The organism is Planomonospora sp. ID91781, from assembly GCF_015711595.1.
In the GTDB taxonomy this organism is placed as follows: Bacteria; Actinomycetota; Actinomycetes; order Streptosporangiales; family Streptosporangiaceae; genus Planomonospora; species Planomonospora parontospora.
The window spans coordinates 226146-247300 of sequence record NZ_JABTEY010000004.1; the positions used below are offsets into that span (position 1 = coordinate 226146).

Here is a 21155-nt window from a genome sequence, read left to right on the forward strand (position 1 = left end):
CCGCGTCCAGGCCGGATTCGCCTGGGAGAACAAGCACGTCATCGACGAGGTCACCCAGACGACGGAAGTACGTCCAGGCGCCTTCGAGGTCGTCTTGGCCGATGGCACCACCGCCACGGTGCTGCGAAACGACCGGCTGGAGCGGGACCCGGATGAGCCGATCGTGCGTGACCAGGACGGGCGCCGCTACGGGCAGAAGGTCCCGAACCACCGGCTGGCGGCCGGAGACAGCGTCGAGTTCGGCGAGTACGACCCGCACCTGAACGCGCTGGCCGGTCTGGGACGCGGCCAGGAGTTGCGGGTGCGGGCGCGCATCGCCGGGGAGCGGTTCGACTGCGTCCAGGGCGGTCCGCTGCAGGATGTGACCTTCCATCGTGCCGACGGCACCGAGCTGCCCGTCGATGACATCTACCGGGGCCGGTACACGCGGTGGGTTCCCGCCCCCGTCACGACGCTGCTCGACGCCCCGCAGCCGGAGCGGCAGATGCTGCCCGCCGCCGCGGCCGCGCTGGATCGGCCGCTGCCGGAGGGCTGGACGCAGGAGGAAGGCTTCTCCTACCTGCTTCAGCCGGGCGATGACTTCGCGATGATCACTACGGTGTCCGTGCGGGACAACCCGGAGGCCTTCGAGGGTACTCCGGCGGCCCACCTGCATCAGGTCCGCGTCACCGGCCGCGTCGCTCCCGGGAGCCGCACCCAGCGGGGAGGAACTTACAGCGAGCTGGAACTGCTGGATGCCCGCTGGCAGGCCCTCGACAGCTTCGGCGCCCCGATGGGGGCTCTGCTGCCGCTGGGCAGCCGGCACACCGATGAGCTGGGGCGGGCGCTGACCTCGCTGCAGGTGTACTCCACCCACCGGGTCGCCTACCGCCGGCCGCCGCAGCTGCCCGACCTGCACCTGCCCCACCACCCCGGCCTGCTGCTGGAGCGTGTCGGCGATCAGCCGGAATACCGCCTGCTGCAGGGGGATGCGCCGCTGGGCGGCATCCGGCGTTTTCCGTCCGGGTGGCACTTCAAGCAAGAAGACGCCGACCCCTCCGAGCTGGAAGCGCACAGCTGGCGCGATGCGCTGGATCATCTCCTGCACGCCACGACCGGGCGCCTGCTGGACGGCGCGGCCCCCGGAGTGCGCTTCACCCGCTTGGAAGCGGCCGTTGAGCATCTGCGATCCGGCGGGGACCGGCCCTTCCCCGCGGCCGCCGCCGGGGCCCAGCACCTGGCGCGCCTGCCGGAACCGCGGTTGGCCGCCGACGGCTCCTTTGTGATCATCCGCGGTCCTGGTGACGCGTCCTGGCGCGTCGCCCACACCGGCAGCGGCCTGCTGCTGCGCAACTACGCTTTCGCCACCGCCCAGCAGGCGACGGATTTTGCCGTCGCCCTCAAGCCGCTGCCCGGCCCCGACGGGCAGCCGTTCGCCTGGGATGCCGCCGACGCGGCCACCCGTCTCACCGCGCTGAGCCCCGCGATCACGACGGCCTACGTCGAGCTGATGATCGGCTCCGCCGTCTCCGGGCTGCCGCCGGAGGAACACCACGATGCCGTCGCGCGTCTGCGGGCGGCCTACGCCGATCAAGAGCCGCCGGACTTTACCCCCTGCCCTCCTGAGGGCGAGCACGCCGCAGAGGCGGTCCTCGCCGACACCGGCCCGGTCCCCACCGTCCATCCCGACGAAGCCGCGCTCGCCACCGACCTGCAGCGCACCTGGCACGACCTGCACGGCTGCGACCCCGCTCACTGCCCGCTGGGCGATCTCGACGACACCCGCGCTGAGCAGTTGCGCCGTGCCCTGGACATCACCGCGCACCTCACCCAGCTGGGGATCGCCGCCGGCAGCCATGCCGTGGTGTGGGAGGCCGGCACCCGCACCCTTCGCGTGCGCTGGCAGCCCCCGGGGCAGGATCCGCCGTGGAGCCTCACCGTCGACGACAGCCCCGACCGGGCGAAAGTCCACCGGGGCAATCAGTGGCTGCTCACCGGATCGCCGGAGATCTCGGCAACGACGCCGCCCGCACAGGCCGCCCGCGCCTTCCACGCCCTGCTGATCGCCATCGCCGGCCTGCCCGACCCGGCGACCGTCCCCGCTCCTGCCTCGGGTACCGAGACGGATCTCGCCGACGACACCACGCTCGAGGAGGTGGCGGCAATCCGCGCCCGTCTGGCGTCTCTTCCGGCCCAGGCCCTGCCCACCCGCCGCCCCGCTGGAGCCGATGAGCCGGAAGAAAGCACTGAAGCCTTCGCCGAACGACTGGCCCGGGCCCGCCAACGGTTGACGGCCATCGCCGCCAGCCCGCACCTGACCCTCACCCCGCACGGGAACCTGCTGGTCGTCGGTGACGAGACCGGTCTGCGCATCGTGACGGCGTTCGCCGGCCTCGACATCGTGCCCGAGATCCTTCTTCGCGGTCGCCCCGCCCAGGAAGTCGACGCGCTGGCCGCCATCGTGGAGGCCGAGCTGCGCGATGCCCACGGCCAGCCGTTCGCCTGGGAGGCGGCCGATACCGCAGCCTGGACCACGTGGAGCTCCGCACGCGGTCTGGGACTCCGCGACGATGTGATCCATCTGATCGCCGGATACGACCGCGACCACGGCCGCAGTGACTCGGCGGCGTTGGTCCGCGACAACGAACGCATCTGGACCGAGCACCACGCCCGCCAAGGCCGCCCCCGGGGGCGCATCGACCGCCATGACATCCGCCCCGGTGACCGGCTCCAGATCATCAAGAGCCGCGGCCGCGGCTGGGACCACGACACGCGCGACGTCCTCGTCGCCGGAGACGATGGTGCGGTCCGCCAGCGTGAGGACGCGACCGAAATCGACATCATCAGTGATGACGGCCCGACCACCCTCACCCTCACCTCCGATCACGCCCTGGTCCGACTCGGTGATCTATGGGCGCTGCCCGCGCCGTCAGCTGCCTCTCCCCCTGCCTCTGGCCCGTTTCCTGACGAGCAGGCCACGCCCCATCCGGGGCAGGCTCTCCCCCTGCCTGCCGAGGCGGCGGTCGAACGGCCATCGGCGCTGGACGGCGTCGACAACACAGCAAGTCCCGAGTCGCCGCAGGAAGAAGGTCCGGCCGCGAGCGCCGGTCCACAGGAGCGGCAGACGCTCCCCGCCACACTCGCCGAGCAGGCCGCAGCGGCTGACCCGGTCCTGCCGCCGGCGGACGCGATCGGTTTCAGCCGCGACGACCTGGAGATCGGCGACTTCATCGAGGTCGACGGCGTCTGGCACCGCGTCCGGCGGCTCAACACCCTGTCGGTCACCGCCGACAATCAAGCAGGCGCCTCCCCCCGCCACAACTACGACCACATCGGCCGGGTCCGCCGCCCCCGCCCGGACGACACCACACCCACCGTCCCCCGCTGGAGGCGCCAGGCCTTCGCCCTGCCGATCGACGCCGTCCGGCACGCCCATCGCCACTCCGACGACCAGCACCTGACCTACCGCGTCTACCGGCGCGACAACGTGTTCGTCGCCGACACCGAACCCACCGACCGGCCGCACTACGCGATCGACCAGGGCGTATGGACCCGCGTCGCCAACGGCACGGCCGAGCCGGTGCCCGGGCCGCCCGACTGGAAGGCCCTGACCGAACTGGCCGACGGCGCCGCGGCGACTGCCATCTCACCGGCTCCGATTGATCTCGCTCCGGAGCAGGCCGCACCGACGAGTACCGCCGGCGAAGACCCCGCTGATGCCCCTGCCGTCCCCAGCGGAACCAGTGACCCCGCCACCCCGGAGCAGGAGCGATCAGCCGCAGAACTGCAGCAGGCCTGGCACCGCGCCCACCAGCACGTCTACGACTGCACCCCGGACGCCTGCCGAGCCGCTCCCGTGAGCGAAAAGGGCCTGCGGGATCTGCAGCACGCACTGAAGATCAACGATGCGCTCGCACGACGCGGCATCCCCAACGGCCACCACGAGGTGATCTGGGACGACAAGGTGCAGGGGTTCGGCGTCAGCTGGCGCCCGAACCGGCGCAGGCGCCGCTGGGCGGTGTACGTCAAGGCCGACGGCGGCGGCATCTTCCCGATCATGTACGGCGATCAGTGGGCCGGTGCCGGGATCCGCCTGACCAGCGCCACCCCCGCCGAGGAGGTCGCCGCCCGCTTCCACGGCCTCTTGATCCAGCGCGCCGGCCTGCAGGCCCCGGCCACGCCGCCGATCGACGCCGCACCCGCCGCGCAACCCGCTGCGCCGCCGGAGGTTCCCCCTCCCGCTGACAGCAACCCGGCCCCGATCCCGGCCGCCTCGCCTGCCTCCGATCCCGGCGATGCGCCTGCCGACGTGCCCGGACCCCTGGCGAACCGCATCCGCATCAGCGCCACCGGCGCGCAGCCCACCGTGTCGGGCACCACCTTCAAGGACCCACCGGCCCTGCGCCAAGCCCTCAAGGACAACCACTTCGAATGGAAGAAAGAGCAGCGTGCCTGGGTCTATGCGGGCCCGTCCGGCGATGCCGACCATCACCTCGCCCAGCTGCGCGCGACCATCACCACCCTGGACCGCCAGCACGCCCGCAACGCCGCCGCGGCCGCAGCCAAAGCCGAAGCGGCCAAGGCCAAACCGTCCTACCCGCCCACCCCTCAGCAGCAAGCCATCATCGACGCCTGCCTGCAAGGCCTGGATGTCGTCGTCCCGGCGCTGGCCGGGACCGGCAAGACCTCCACGCTACGGCTGGTCGCGCACGCGATGGCCGAAGCCCACCCCACCAAGAAGATCATTTACTTCGCGTTCAACCGCTCCATCGCCGACGAGGCGCAAAACGCCTTCCCCGACAACGTCACCGCCAACACCGCGCACTCCTTCGCCCGGGCCGCGCTGATCGACGGCCGCTACAAGAAGAAGATCAGGAACGTCGGCAAGGGCGTGCGCCTGCCCGCCGAGCAGGCCGCCCTCTTGCGCATCCCCGCGACCTTCCTGGCCGACGGGCAGGAGTTCACCGGAGCCGAAGCCGCCCGCCTGGTGATGGCGACGGTGCGGCGCTACCGCGAAAGCGGCGACGAGCGGCTCAGCGAGGAGCACCTGCCGCCCGACGTGCAGGCGAGCCCTTACCTGGCGGGCGCGGTACTGGCGTACGCGCGCGACGCCTGGGCCGACATCACCGATCCCGCCGGGAAACTGATCTTCGATCACGACGACTACTTCAAGATCTGGGCGCTGAGCAAACCACGCCTGCCCTTCGACATGATCTTCTTCGACGAGGCCCAGGACATCAACGGCGTGCTGCTGAAGGTCGTCCAAGACCAGCCGGTGCAGACCATCGTGGTGGGCGACTCCAACCAGAGCATCTACGCCTTCCGCGGGGCGATCGACGCCCTGGACGGCTGGCCCGCCGATACGACCCTGCCGCTGACGCAAAGCTGGCGTTTCGGTCCCGCCGTCGCCGCCGCCGGCAACCGGTTTCTGACCCTGCTCGACTCGCCGTTCCTGCTGGAGGGCAACCCGCGGCTGGACACCCGCATCGGAACGGTGCCGGAGCCGGACGCGGTGCTGTGCCGGACCAACGCCGGAGCGATCGGGGTGGTCGTCGAAGCACTGGAAGCGGGCAAGCGGGTGGCCATGGTCGGCGGCGGCCAAGCGCTCAAGGACATCGCCCGCGCGGCCCTGGACCTGAAGAAAGGCCGCCGGACCAAGCACCCGGAGCTGGCCGACTTCCCCACCTGGGACGCGGTGCGCGACCATGTGCGCGACGATTCCGGCAACCAGAGCCTCCAGGTGTTCGTCACCCTGGTGGAGCGCTACGGTGCCGGGCACCTGATCCGGATCCTGGACCAGCTGGTCGACGAAGACACCGCTGATGAGGAGCAGGCGCCACAGCTGGTGGTCTCCACCGCGCACAAGGCCAAGGGCCGCGAATGGAACCACGTCCAGATCGCTGACGACTTCCGCGTGCCCAACTTCAGCCAGGAGGCCGGGCCGCTCGTCATGCCCTCGGCCGAAGAGCTCCGGCTGGCCTATGTGACCGTCACCCGGGCCCAGCGCAGCGTGGATCTCGGGTCGCTGGGGTGGATCCTCAACGACGAGGTCGTGGCCGAGGTGATGGCCCGGCTGTTTGAGGACCGCCAGGAGATCGATCGGCCGATCCCGGTCATCCCGCAGCCTGCACATCCCGAGGCCGGCACGGCCCTGGATGATCAACCGGTTCGGGGGCAGGAGATCCCCACGGTCGCCGACGCGCCGCAATCCCGGGAACACAGCGACCGCGCGGTGCCGCAGACGCCGCCGGGCGCCGATGGCGCCTTCGCGGTGCACCGCGCCCCGGAGGCTGCCGCCGCAGCGGGAGGCGTGACGGCTGTCGATGCCGCCGGGCTTCCGGGCCCCGGTTCCGGAGATGGCGCCGCTGCCCGCGCCACGGCACCGGCTTCCTCGCCCGGCGATGGCCTCGACACGGTTGCTCCCGCGACCACTGACCCCAGGATCGTGCTGGAGGCCGCCGGCCCGCTGACCTTGAACCAGTTGCGGGCGTACCTGCGTGAGCACCAGGCCGCCATCACGGCCGAGATGCCGGCCGACAAACGCGACAACGCCACCGTTGAACTGCAGCGCCTCGCCGACGACCCGACGCTGACGGTGTCGGCGTCGGGCAACCTGTACTGGTTCAAGGACGGACGCTCCTGGCAGATCGGGGCCGTCGGATCAGCGCTCCCGCTGCTGCGTCCCGACATGGCCGTCCGCACCAAAGAGGTCGCCCACCTGGCGATTCAGCTGGAAAAGCAGCTGAAAGACGCTCACGGGCAGCCCGTGCCCTGGCGGGCGGTCAACCTGCGAGCGATCGCGGCGACCTGGCGCTCAGACGATGGCCTCAACCTGAGCGATGCGCTCACCGTGATCCGCGCGAACTTCGACCGCAGCCGCGGCCGGACCTCCACCGCCGCGACCAAGGCCCACGACCGCGTCATCGCGGCGCAGCAGGCCCGCGCCGAACACGCCCAGCGCCAGGCCGCGCTTCGCGAGCACGCCGCCGCCACCGGCCGGTTCCTCGCCACCGTCACCGAGTTGATCACCGGTGATGAGATCGAGTTCACCACCGTGCTGGACAGCGGGGACGTCAAACGGCTCGGCGGCGACGACCGGCCGGGCCGCGCCAACCAGGTGACGATCACCGGCATCTTGCGGCGCCAACCCGACCCCAAGGCGAAGGTCGTCGAGTTCGTCGCCGGCACGGGCCGCTGGCGCCACGCCAACGGGCGCCACGGTCCTCTCGTCGAAACCCGCGGCAGCGAACGCTGGGCCTACCCGTCGGCCGAGGTCCTGGTGCGCCGTGCTGCGCACCTGCAGCAGCTCACCGTCGGCCCGCAGGCCGCGCACGCGTGCGTCCAGCAGGCCGAAGCGCTCGAGGTCTCCCCCGCGGGGGTGGCCGCCGTCCGGGCCTACCTGATGCGGCTGGAGCAGGAGCCGGTGCTGTGGAGCAGCCGGGCCGCGCGTGATACGGCCGCCGAACACATGAGCCGCAGCGACGCCGACCTGGACGCGGTGACCACAGCGATCCGGGCCTGGTTCGACGTGGCCGAGGCCCATGACCGGCTGGGTGATCCTGCGCAGGAAGGCGGCACGCTCGGCTACCTGGCCCTGCAGCTGCTCGCCGTCCATGCCGAGCGCACCCGCCGAGGCCTGGAGCTCGCGCCGACGCAGCACCACCGGGGCGGCTGGCGGACGGTCACCGCGTGGATCGGAACCCAGCGCTGGCCCGATGACCTGCAAGGGCTGGCGCCGCAGGAGTACACCGGGGCACGCGACTACACCCACGGCCGCATCCACGCTCTCGGCAACTTCCTGAACCGTACGGCCGCGATGGATGCCGAGCTGCAGCAGTGGCACGATCTGGGCGGGGTGTTCACCGCGGTCGATCGCGCCAACGAGCAGGAGCGCGCCCGCCAGCAGCACCGCCAGCAGGCCGACGAGCAGGCCCGCGCGCTACCGGCGCGCATCGCCGCACTTGCCGATCCGACCGGCGATCAGCGGGCCGCCGGGCGGCGCATGACCGAGCTGCTGGTCTCCATCGCGGCCGAGGACGTCGGGGAGGTGCCCGACTCCTGGGCGGTCGTCTCCGACTACCTCAGCGACGCCGACCGGCGCGGCGTCGACGGTGCGGACGCGCTGCTGGACGAGGTCGCCGCACTGCTGGAAGCCGAAGGGTACGAGGCGCCCAGCCCGTACCTGCGCCGGCAACGCGCCGCGTGGGCGGCCATGTCCGATGCCGAACTCCTGCAGACCTACGCCGCCGCCCCGCTCACCCAGGCCGACGTGCGTGAAGGCATCGAGCAGGTGCTGCACGAGCGCGGCTGGGACGCCGACCGGGGGCTTCCGTATCGCGGCACCGCGCACCTGCTGACCGACGCCCAGTACCCGTCGGAGGCGCTGGTGGGCCAGCGCGTGGCCTACAACGACCACGACATCCAGACGCTGGGGTTGTTGGCCCGTGACGCCGGCGGCGACTTCACAATCACCGACTCCTCCGGCCGTCACAGCCTCATCCACCTCGACAACGATGAGTTCGTCGGCGTCGTCGCCCCGGACGATCCGCGTCTGGCGGACCTGGAGCCCGATGAGCTGCTCACCGCCGAACTGGAGGCCCGGCTGGTGGGCGTGGAGCGCCACCTGCAAGGGCTGTGGGAGGCGCGGCGCCGGTTCGACGACCCCGAATTCACCCGCGCCTTCGAACAGCATCGCCTGCTCGTCGCGCTCTGGCAGGCCCGACCGGACCGCGCCACCGCTGAGTCGGTGCCTGTCGTTGACGCCCTCCTGCAGGAACTACCGGACCTGGACGTAGCGCAGGAGTCCGTCGCCGTCGATGAGCGGCAGTCCCTCCCCCTACCGGACGGTGAAGCGTCCCCGCGCCTCGATCGGCCGGCCTCGTCCTCGCAGGCCGCACGCGCCGATGCAGGCGAGGTCCCGGCGCAGACGGCCACGTCGACCGGCACGGCCGCGGATGCCGATGACGGTGACGGTGGCCGGCCCGCCGCGCGCACGGATCATCACCCCATCACCGGCGCGCCGGCCGCCGGATCGGTGCCTGCCGCTGACGGCGCCGTGCTGCCCACATCTGCGGACGCCGCTCCTGCCGCACCGCCGGTGAGCACCTCCGGCCCGCCGCACCGGGACGGTCCTGCTCCGGTCGACGGCACGGACACGGCGGGGACGACGTCCTTCGCGCAGCCGTCGACGGCGGCACCCGACGGCGGATCCGGCACCGAGACCGCACCGGCCGCAGACGATGATCAGCCCGCCCTGACCGGCCAGACCCCGGGCGGCGGCGCTGGCCAGCATCCGGTCGGCGCCCCAGGTGAGGACTTCGACCCGCTGACGGCGCCGCTCGCCGAGCTGCCGGACCGCCCTGCGTTCGCCACGCTGGCCCTGGCGCGCAAGGCGGGTGTCCGGCTGCCGGAGTACGCCAAACTCGCGCCGGGAGGCCGGTACGCCACCGGCAAATCAAGCAGGCACAGCCAGAAGGTGCGCATCTACCGGCTGTCGGACGGCCAGGTCGCCGACCCCGAGGTGTACCCGACCCAGGAAAAGGCGCTATGGGCCGCCGACCGCCTGCTGTGGCAAGAACAGCAGGCCGATGCCCGGCAGTTGGCCGCGGACTCCAGCCCGGGACCGTACGCCGATGTGGCCGCCGACGACGGACCCGCGCTGGCCCGTGAGCGGATGAGGCAGGCGCGACTCGAAGTGGAGGCGGCGTGGCAGGCCTGGGAGACCTCCTCGGAGCGTACGACGCTGAACGGCTCACGCGCCGGGAAGGCGGCCAGCAAGGCGCTGGATGACGCCTGGGCCAGCCGCATCCCCAAGTACGGCAAGCCCAACGTGAGCCTGCGAATCGAGGCGTACCTGGCGGTGCATCGGGCCGCGGTGGCCGCGTTGAAACAGCTGGGCGGCGGAAGTGAAGCGGTTTTCCTCGGCGAGGAGACGTCCACGGGCGGTGAACTGCGGCGTCTGGCGCAGCTCGCCGGGTGGGACGCTCACCGGACGCTGGCCACGGTCGATGCCCATCGTGAGCTCCGCAACCGCGCTAAGCAGGAGGAGAGCCAGGCCGAGCAGGCCGAGAAGCAAGCCGAAAAGCAAGCCGCGGTGGAGGCGGTCGGCCGGTCCCTGAGCGCAGCGGGCGGCGATGCCGTCGACGGCGCTGCGGCGCTGCCGGTGCGCGCGCAACCCGTCGACGGTGAGGACGGCTACCACTACGCGATCATCGAAGGCGACGTCGTCGTCTACGGCCCCGACCGCACTGTCATCAGCCAAGCACCCGCCTCAGAGCGGTGGTCGCGTTACCTGTCGGTCGGCAAGGTCGACGGGCGGCGGGTAGCCGGCCGTGACAGCGGCGAGTTCGCGCGCCATGCCGCGCGCCAGCATCGGACCTTGGCCATGCCTGCAGATCAGCGGGAGAAGGTCTGGATCGAGATCGTGGCGGACCGTACCGCCAAGTCTGGCCTTGTCATTCTGCTGAACGGGAGCAAAGAAGGCGACGCCTATGACCAGGCGGCGAAGAATGCCGGGCATTTCCTGTGGTCGCGTTTGAACAGTGCACGGGTAAGCGGGCGGCAGTGGAAAGCGGACACCCGCGATGATAATTTCGCTGCACTGCTGGCCGAGTTCGCCGCCCAGAACTGGTTCGTTCTCATCGAGGACCGCACCCGCCCCAAAACCTCTGCCGCCACATCAGACGGAGAGAGCCAATCGGCTGTTCGCAGTGTAAGCGAATTGACCGATGAGCAGCTCGTCGAAGCATTCGACAAAGCCGAAGGGAAGATCTCCGCGTGGAGCCACCGTAGCTTCAAAGACACAAGAGTCCCGTATGGGCTCTCCGCTGCCTACACCGAACGAGACGAGCTGCGGGGGGAACTTGCCCGCCGCATGCTGGCGGACGTGAAGACCCGGCCGGTCCCCGAGGAGGTAGCCGACACCGCTGCCCTGGAAGCCGAACTTCAGGCCCTGAAAGACGTGCAACGCCGATACAAGATGAGCGACGCTCAGAGTGCGGTCGAAGACCGCATTCGGGTGATCGACAGGGAGGTCAAGCATCGCGCGGCCCTGCAGGTCGCCGCGCGGCCAGCTCCTGCCCAGCTCGAAACCGTGGATCTGGTGCTGGAGGAGTCCAAGCTTCAACGCATGGAGCCGGACTACGACGCCGGCAGCGACGACCGGCAGATCATCCGGGCGCGGATCACCGCTCTTGCCGCGGAGTGGTCGCACCGCGAGGTGGCCCGCCTGAGGGCCCTGCCGGATCCCGCCGGCTTAGACGACTTCAAACTTGATGCGGAGCGCAAAAAGCTTCTCACCGAAAAGCCGTCCATCACGGAGGTGACCGAGGAGTACCAGGCCGCGTATGCGGCTCGCATCGACGCGCTGGCCGAACAAGCAGAGCGCCGTGATGCCGCCACGCATCAGCAGGTCTTGTCCCGGGTCGCATTGGGTGGCGTACGAAACGATGAGATCTCTATAGACGGCCAGCATTACGGCACACTGGGACCGGTCTACGAGCACCCAGAGCTTTTCATGGCCGAGAAAATTCGAGGGCCAGGAAAAAGCGATGAACGGCGTTATGGCCGCTCCCGGGCCGCGGCATTGGCCTCCATGGTGGCCGCATTCGATGAGGACAAGGACATGGAGGGCGCCCGCACATGGGGCCCGTACATGCGTATAGAGATCCCTGCGGCGTTCTTTACCGCCTACAAGGAGGTGCATCGCTCCCACCGGCGCGAATCTGCCGCCCCTGGGCTGCGCTACCTTGCCGAGGTCTTCCGTCAGCCGGAAAGCTCCACCGCCCGGAAGGCGGTTGTCCAGGTGCCGGCCGGGTTGCTGGCGGAATTGGAACGCCAAACCCGTGCCCTGGTGGCCGACCGGCAGTCGATCCAACTCGACCGCAGCCAGGACCGCACCGACCGGGAGCGGGCCAAGCGGCAGGTGACGGCGGCGGCTGAGGTGCTGCGGGAGATCGAGACGCAGCGCGCCGAAGCCCGGGCCAAGGGATGGGACGATGATCGCAAAGTCCTGTCCCGGCAGGAGATCGAACGGCAGCTCGCCGAGCTGGCCGCGACCGGGGACACCCTGAGTGAGGAGGCCGATGGACAGGTACGGGCAGATGGCCAAGGAGTACTGGACGGCGGAACGGCCCCGCGAGCTGGCGGCGATGCGGGATCCGGAGACGTTCTTCACGAACCTGGGGATGCGCGTGCAGATGCGGATCGGCGAGCTGATGCAGGAGATCAGCGCGCAGATGCCGGAGACGGACGACTACCAGCAGCGGGTCGGCCAGCACAACCAGGCGCGGGCGATGGCCGAGGAGCGGGTGCTGGCGGAGATGGTGTTCATCGGGCCGGAGGAGCCGGTGCCGAGCGACCCGAGCTGACGGCGGAGTGGTGGCGCGCCCAGGAAGAGCACGCACCGACCGATCCGGTGGCCAAGGCGGCGGCGAACGTGGCGGCCGTCAGACTCCTGAAACAGTGTCAGGAGGCACCGCGCGCGCTCACGCGCGCCGAGCTCGGGATCTTGATGCGCTGGTCGGGGTGGGGGTCGGTGCCGCTGCTGTTCGCCGAGCGGCCGCACCAGGGCAGTCCGGTCTATGGGCCCGGCGGGGAACGCGAAGGCGGCTTCGAGGCGGCGCTGGCCGACTGGCAGGAGTTCGCGGCTGCCCGCGGTGAGCTGGAACGGCTGCTGTCGCCGACCGAGTGGCGGGCGGCATCGGCCTCCACCCTCTCGGCGCACTACACCCCGCTCGCGGTCTCCGCTGCGATGTGGCACGGATTGTCGCTGTTCGGGTTCGACGGCGGCGAGGTGCTGGAGCCGGGCTCCGGCGGCGGGATGTTCTTTGCCACCGCTCCCCTCAATGTGCGGTTGACGGGCGTGGAGATCGACCGCACCACCGCGGAGATCTGCCGGCTGTGCTTTCCTGAGGCCACCGTCTTGAACGAGTCGTTCGCCGAGACCGACGTCTCCGAGGGCACGTTCGATGCCGTGATCGGGAACTTCCCGTTCGCGCGCGTCCCGATGGCTGATGCCGATCCGCACCTGGACGGGTTGTCGCTGCACGACTACTTCGCGGTCAAGGCGCTGAAGCTGACCCGGCCCGGCGGGATGATGGTGGCCATCACCTCCCGCTACACCCTGGACGCCCGGCAATCACGCGCCCGCGAAGAGCTGGCCCGCTACGGCGACCTGGTCGGCGCCGTGCGGCTGCCCGCCGGGACCTTCGCCCGCTCGGCCGGCACCGACGTGGTGGCCGATGTGCTCATCCTGCGCCGCCGCCTGCCCGGCGAGAGCACGGGCGATACGGCGTGGCTGCGCGCCAGCCCGATGACGATCGGCTCCCACACCCCGGACGTCAACGACTACTTCCAGGCCCACCCCGAGCACGTCCTCGGCACCCTTGCCGTGGTCGCCAGCCAGTACGGGCCGAAGCTGACCGTCACCGGTGCCCCCGCGGCGGCCGGAGCGGATCTGCAGGCGGCCTTTTCGGCGATCGCCCAGCAGGCCGCCGCCGGCGGCCTGGTCTACGCCCAGCATCCGCAGTGGCCCGACCGGCCGGTCCTGACGCTGCAAGAAGCGCGGATCAAGCACGCCAACGATTTCTCCGGCCGCCTGCAGATCGACGACAACGGCCGTATCTGGCAGCACAACACCGGGCTGGCGCCGATCGAAGCCGTCTGCGCCGACGGCGACACCGACCGCCTGCGGCACCTGATCGGCATGCGCGACCTCGCCCTGGAGCTGCGCGCGCTGGATGCCGCACCGGCCGGGGACCGCGCCGAGGCTGACCGGCTGCGGGCCCGCCTCAGGGCCGCTCATGCCGCTTACACCCAGCGGTGGGGGCCGTTGTCCAAGCCGGGACAGACCACCGCGCGCATGCCGGACGCCGTGCGCGCGGCCGCCCGGCAGAGTGGTGAGGCTACCTCGAGCGCGCAGCAGCGGCCCACCGCGTGGGGCTGGTTCCTGATGGACCCCCAGGCCGCGACCGTGCTCGGGCTGGAACGGTGGGATAAAGAGCGCGGTGAGCCGGTGCTGGCCACGATCCTGCAGCGGCGGGCCGAGGCCGTCGCCGAACCGCCCCAACGCACCGCGGATCCAGCGGTGGCGCTGGCCGCCGTGGTGGGCCGCACCGGCCGCGTCGACTTGGCCGAGATCGCCCGCCTGCTGGGCCTCGACGAGGACCAGGCGCGGGCGGCGCTGGGCACCGAGGTCTTCGACGATCCCGTCAGCGGCGAGTTGGTGCCCGCCTGGAAGTACCTCACCGGTGCGGTCCGCGACAAGCTCCAGCAGGCCCGGGCGGCGGCGCGCTTGGATCCGGCGTTCAACGTCAACGCCGCCGCGCTGGAAGCGGCGTTGCCGCCGCCGCGGAAGATCGGCCAGTTCAAGGCGAAGCTGGGCGCCGCGTGGGTGCCCGAGGAACTGGTCCAGCAGTACCTGCGCGAGATCCTCGACGATCCGACCCTGGTGGTGGCGCACAGCCGCGTGGGCTGGTCGGTGCACGCCACCTCGGTCTCCGATGCCCGCAACCGGCTCCACGGCACGCCGCGGCGGCGGGCGACCGAGGTCGCCATGAAAGCCCTCAACGGCGGCACCACGCAGGTCAAGCGCGTCGAAGTGGTGCAGCTGAAGGGGGAGCGCACCCGCACCATCGAGGTCGTCGACGAGGACGCCTCCCGGGCCTACCGGCAAAAAGTCGACGCGATGCGCGCCGGTTTCGAGGCCTGGGTGCTGGCCGACGACGCCCGCTTGCACGCGGTGAGCGCCGCCTACAACGAGCGGATGAACGCCCATGTCCTGACCACCTGGGAGGGCCGCACCCCACCGATCGACGGGCTGACCCGTGAGCGCACGCTGCAGCCGCACCAGAACGCGGCCGCCGCCCGGATGCTGCATGCCAAGGCGGTGGTCGTCGGCCACGAGGTCGGGCTGGGCAAGACCACCACGGCGCTGGTGGGCGTCATGGGGCTCAAGCAGTCCGGGCGCATCGCCAAGCCGTTCGTCGTGGTGCCCAACAAGGCGGTGGGCGTGTGGGAGCGCGAGGCCCGCTTCCTGTACCCCAACGCCGACATCACCGTCATCCGCACCGAGGACCTGGCCGGCGCCAAGCGGCGCCCGACGCTGGAATACCTGCGCAACCACGTCTATGACCTGGTGATCTGGCAGGAGGAGGCGTTCCAGTCGGTCAAGGCCAGCCCCGAGGCCCAGGAAGCCTACGAAGAACACGAGATCCGCCTGCTGGAACAGCAGATCCGCACCGAGAAGACCCGCCTGGGCAAAGATCTGAAGGTCAAGGTCCTGGAAGAGCGGCTGGAGCGGCGCCGCCAGGAGATCCGCAAGGCCAAGGCGCCCATCCGCACCCCCGGTGAGGTGTACTTCGACGAGTTGCGTTTCGACTACGCGGTGGTCGATGAGGCTCACCGCTACAAGGGCATCGCGATCAAGTCGGGTCTGCTGCACAACGCGCCCGAGGACTCGCTGCGCGGTATCGACCTGCACCAGAAGCTGACCGTGCTGCACGCCGTGCGCGGTGCGGAGCCGACGGTCGCGCTGCTGACGGGCACGCCGATGACCAACACCATCGCCGAGATGCACAACATGCTGCGCCTGGGCGACCCGGGCGTGCTGGAGGCCTTCGGTGTGCTGCGTTTCGACGACTGGGGCATGACGTTCGGTGAAGTCGTCGAACGCATCGAGCAGGCCCCCGACGGATCCGGTATCCGCCTGGTCGAACGTTTCTCCCGCTTCGTGGACCTGCAGGCGCTGCTGACGATGTGGTTGAGTATCGCGGACGTGCAGACGGCCGACGATGCGGGCATCGAACGGCCCGCCATCCGCGGCGGAGCACCCGAGCTGCACGTGGTGGAGGCCACGCCCGCGCAACGCGCGATCGGCGCCCGGCTGATCGCCCGGGGCGCGGCGATCCACTCGGGCCAGGCCACCGCCAACTGGCTGCAGGAGCTGCAGGCGTGGGAGGACGCCGGCCGCCCCGGAGGACGAGCGGGCATGCCCAAGCCCGACATCATGCTGATGATCATGTCTGACGGCCGGAAGATGGCGCTGGACCCGCGGCTGCTGGACGCCTCATCCGATCCCGGCTCGAAGATCCCCTACACGGCGCGGTTGATCGCCGAGCGCTACCATGCCACCGCCGCGCTCACCTACACCTACGCCAAGGCGGATCCGCGCCCGCATCCGCGGCCCGGCGGGGTGATCCTGGTCTTTTGCGACCTGGGCACCCCCGGCGGCGCCTCTGACCTGTTCAACGTCTACCAGGCGCTGAAAGACGAGATCATCGCCCTGGGCGTCGCGGACGAGCACGTCGCCTTCATCCATGACGCTCATAGCCCCGAAGACCTCGCCGACCTGGTCGAGCGGACCTGGGACGGACGCATCCGGGTCTTGGTCGGCTCCTCGGCCAAGATGGGCGAGTCCCTCAACCTGCAAAACCGCGTCACCGACATCATCCACATGGACCCGACGCCCAAGCCGTCAATGATCGACCAGCGCAACGGCCGCGGCCACCGCCAGGGCAACCAGAACGCCGAGATCGGCATCCACCTGATCGGGACCAAGCACAGCCTGGACGCCTTCATGTACGGGCTGCTGACCTCCAAGATCAGTGGATCGCGCACGGTCATGACCCGCGACATCCACGCCCTGCAGCTGCTGGAGATCGACGAGGTCGAGGCCGACTTCGGCACCATGCAGGCCGAATTGTCCGGCAACCCTCATCTGCGGGATCTGTTCCAGATGCGGGCTCAGCTCAGCGCGCTGGAGTCCGATCAGCGGATCGCGGCCGCGCAGCGCGCCGGGGACGTCGACCTGCTGGCCGCCAAGCAGGCCGAGGCCGCCCAGGTCCGCAGCGACATTCCGCGCCGCGCGGCCGCCCTGCCCCGCATCCGGTCCACCACCGGGCCGGACTTCGCCCTGGTGCTCAACGGCACCCTGTATGACCAGTTCGGTCCGGCCGGGGCGGCGCTGCGGCGCCTGGTCATCGACGTGATGAGCGCGCACACCAGCAGCGGCCCCGGCCCCGTCCAGACGGTCGGGGCGTTCGGCGGCCTGGAGCTGGCCGTGCAGACCGACAGCAGCGGCGAGGTCTTCTGCGCCCGCATCTTCTTCCCGGACCTGCCCGGCAGCGCCATGGAGCTGACCACCGACGACCTCAAGGCCGACGCCAGCGGCGGCAAACTCGTTCGCGGGTTGCGCCGCGCCCTGGACTCCGCACCCGAACTGCAGCAGGCCGATATCGACCGGCTCCCCGGCCTGGAGCGTGAGATCGCCGACCTGAGCGACGCCGTCAGCCGCCAGGTCGACTACACCGACCGCATCGAGCACGCCCGATCCCGCGTGTATCTGCTCGAAGCGATCGTCGATGCCATCGCCGAGCTCGACAAGCTGCCGCCTCCCACGGGCGATGACTCCGCCGGGGAACCGGCGGCGGCCACCGAGCGGCAAAAGCGAGAAGCCAAGGTCGACAGCGCGATCGCCGCGCTGGCCGAGTTCGATACCGCCCAGGAGGCTTCAGTCGATACGGGCACCGACCTGGGCGCTGACCGCGAAACAGAACCGTCCGCGCAGGCCGACAACGGGGGAGCTGCTGATGACAGCGCGGACGGTCGCGTGGTGCCCGGCAGGCGGTGGGGGCACGCCTGGGAGGACGGCGGCCGCCGCTCCCGAGTGAACTTCTTCACCCCTGAACAGGCGCAGGCGGCGCTGGAGCGGTTCCGGGCCTACGAGGCCAACCCGCCCGCACGCGGTACGGCGCGCTTGGACAACAGCGCCAACGGCGACGGGCCGCTGCGTGCACGTGACGTGATCGACTTGCCCTCCTGGGACATCTACGGAGGAAGAGTCGAGGCCATCCGGGATGGCGGTATCACCAACCCGCGCGCCAAGCAGCCCACGCCGATGACGGAGATCGAGGTGCGGCGCGCCGACGGCACGCTCGTTCACGTGCGCGTGCCCACCGGAGCCACCGTCCTTCGCTACCTCCCCGATGACGCGCAAGCTCACCGTGCTGCCCTGCTGGAGCCCATCCGGGAACGGGAACGAGCGGAGATGGAGACGACCCGTGCCGCCATCCGCGCCGAACAACAGGCACGCCAGGAGCTGAAAGCCTGGGACGGAACCAGCGAGATCACCGAGGGCAACCTCCGCTACGGGGCCGAACGCCTCGGCCTGCCTCCGGCGATGGCCGACGACGCGGTGGCCGGCAACGAGCGGGTGCCGGGGCGGGTCTCCACCACCGCCGCCACGTTCAATCAGCACCTGGAAAGCGACGGCCGTGAGTTCTTCCACCACAGCGCCATGGCCGCGCACGCATTGGTCGACACCGCCCCGCTGCACCAGCAGGGCGCCATCGGGCCGAACCTGGCCGCGATACTCGCCGCACTGGGGGGCGCTTCCACCCACTGGGACCTCGACACCGCATACATGGCCGGACGCGACCTCGCGCGACGGCTCATGGACGGCGACGAGCAGGCACTCACCGACGCGTCCGCGCGGACCCGCCAAGGAGCCGCCGACTACCTCACGCACTACGGCAGCGCCGCGGCGAACATGCAGGAACCCGAAGGCGAAGCGACGCGCACCCGGGTGAAGCAGGCGCAGCAACGACTGGAGGCCCATGTCGATGAGCCTCCAGCGGGGGCCGAACCCGACCTGGCTCCCGTCCTGAGCACGTTCTCCCCGGAGGCGGCGCGCCCCACCGCGCACGCCCCGTCCGCACCTGAGCACGCACCTACCTCGGCACCGGCGGAGGCGTCCACCGCGCCGACACCCGCGCCGCCTGTGGTTCCATCGGCAGATCCGCCGACGGACACCGACCTGCTCCTCTCCCCCATGCCGGCCGCACCGCTCGCGCCGCAATCACGGAGCCGCACGCTCGAACCCGCCGCCGATGCGCCCGGCCCGTCGACTCGTGTCGACCGCGGCGCGGATCAGATGCGCGCGGCCTTGCTCGCCGCCGGGTTCGACCCGCGGGAATTCAGCATCCGCACCCTGCGGCGCGGCCGTGAACCACTGCACCACTTCGCCACCTTCCGCCCCTCCCGGCCCGGCGACAGCACCGAGGCCCTGCAGGAGCGCGCGCACGCGGCCGCTCCAGTGCTGGCCGAGCGAGGCTTGCACGTCGCGGTACACGTGTGGGGCGACGGCTCGCTGTTGCGCATCACCGTCGACACCACGAGCGGCGGCCAAGGCGCCATCACCCGACACACCTGGAACCGGACGCCGCAATCGGCGGACAACGCCTTCGCCGCCGTGGACCTCGGCGCGACCGGCCCCGAGCAGGCGATGCCAGCCAAGGCAACGGCCCATGAACTGCCCACCTACGAGTTCATCCACCTGCTCGATGCCCGCCCCGGCGATGTGCTGCGCGCCCTGGATCGGTATGGCAGCTGGGGCGCCCCGATCGTCTATGCCAGCACCACCCGCCGCAAGGGCGACATCCAACTCGTGGGCACGCACCCCGACACCGGCGCCCTGCGCAAGGTGACCCTACGAGTGGCCGGCGACGTCAGCCGCATCCAGCGCACGATCGATGCCGGCCGCCTGCAGGAGCTGTTCGACCAGGCGGCCGCGATGGGTGCCATTCCGGCCAGCGGCCCCACCGTCCAAGCGGGCGACCTCATCGCCTACCACGCGCTCGTGCAGGAGAGCTTCCGGGACTTCCTGCGCGGCGGTCCGCCACCAGACGGCGGCGCCATCACCGTGCGCGGGACCGTCACAGACGTGCTTCAAGACTCCGACTACTGGGTCATCCACCTCCAGCCGGGCGGCACCACCTGGGAGGCAGAAGACGGCTCGCAGGGAACCACGCGAATCTTCGACGAGATGGTCGTCACCGCCGAAAACATCGTCTACCGCATCCCCGCGCCCGCGGCTTCGGCTCCAGCGGACCCGGCAGCGACGGCATGGAGCACCGACAGCCACCTCGACGTCGACGCTGCCGCCCTCTCCTCCACCGACGCGCACGCGTCCGATACGCATGATCAGCTCACCGCTGCCATCCCGCCTGCGGGCTCCTCTGCTGACCTGCCCACCCCCACCGCCCCCCAGAGCGCGAAAAACCCCGCAGACACCGCGCACCACCATGAGGTGCACCTGCTGGCCAGCCTGTTCCTCGACCCGGCCCAGATCGCCGAAGTCCACCAGGTCCTGGACGGCCCGGAAGACTTCACCGACCCCGAACTCGGCCAGCTGTATGCGGCGGCGTTGCGCTTGCACGACCGCGGTGAACCCATCGACGCTCGCCGCGTCGACATCGAAGCGGGCACCGCACGCGGCTCGGTGACGCACAACCTCGACCAGCTCACGACCGCCATGCACGCGATCACCAGCGGCCAGCAGCCCGCCGTCGCGCTCCCCCGCGCACTGCACCTGACCGAACTCGCCGCCGCCCGGCTGAGCGCCGAGTACGCCGCGGCGCTTGCGGCGCCGACACGCGTCTACCAGTGGGAAGGACCGGTCCCCGTCGCGCTGGCCCACGCCGCCGACCGCGCCCGCGACAACGGCCGACCGTACTACGTCTACGGCGACGAAGGCCACACCGATGCGCGCGTCAGCGACACGCCACCGGCCGATACCGGCTACTGGATGGTGACCGCCAACGGCATCTGGGTGAGCCTGAGCGGCACGACGATCGCCACGATCTCCATCGCCGACAGCGATTTCGACGCCAGCCGCGGCCGCCCCGCCGTCGTCGTCACCGACGTGCACGCCGACCTGGAACGCAAGCTCGCCGCTGAAAGGCCGTTCCTGCTGGCCGCGTGCATCTCCCCGGTGGCCGCCATGGTCATGGCGACGCGCACCGCCGAAAGCCAGCAGCGCTCCTGCCTGGTGTACATGCGCCAGAACATGTTCGTCGTCACCGACGCCGTGCCGCCGGACGTGCACGCGTACTTCAGCGTGAACGCCGACGGATCATGGCTACAGCACCGCGGCGACGAACAACAGCCCGCCGAAGCACCGAAGACTGCAGCCGCGTTCACCGCGCTGAACACCCCTGCCTCCGCACCGCCCCGCGCAGCGGTCCCGGTGAGCCCTGCCGCTCCGGCGACGAGCGGCACTGCCTACCAGCCACCAACGGCCGACCCGTCGGCCGCACCCGGCATCGGGATGGGGTTGTGATCCCGGTCGTGCGATGACCCGCCCGGGTTATCCACAGGAACGTGTTCCACAACTCGCA

General features: G+C 70.8%; 1 protein-coding gene (only partly in view). It reads left to right on the forward strand.

The genetic code is table 11. From position 1 onward, the window contains the following. Positions 1-21097: the 3' portion of a UvrD-helicase domain-containing protein gene (locus HS048_RS34850; RefSeq protein ID WP_196470108.1), read on the forward strand. It extends 17219 nt beyond the left edge of the window; only the last 21097 of its 38316 coding nucleotides appear in the window; its start codon lies off the left edge, out of view; it ends in the stop codon at positions 21095-21097. The last annotated feature ends 58 nt before the right edge of the window (positions 21098-21155 follow it).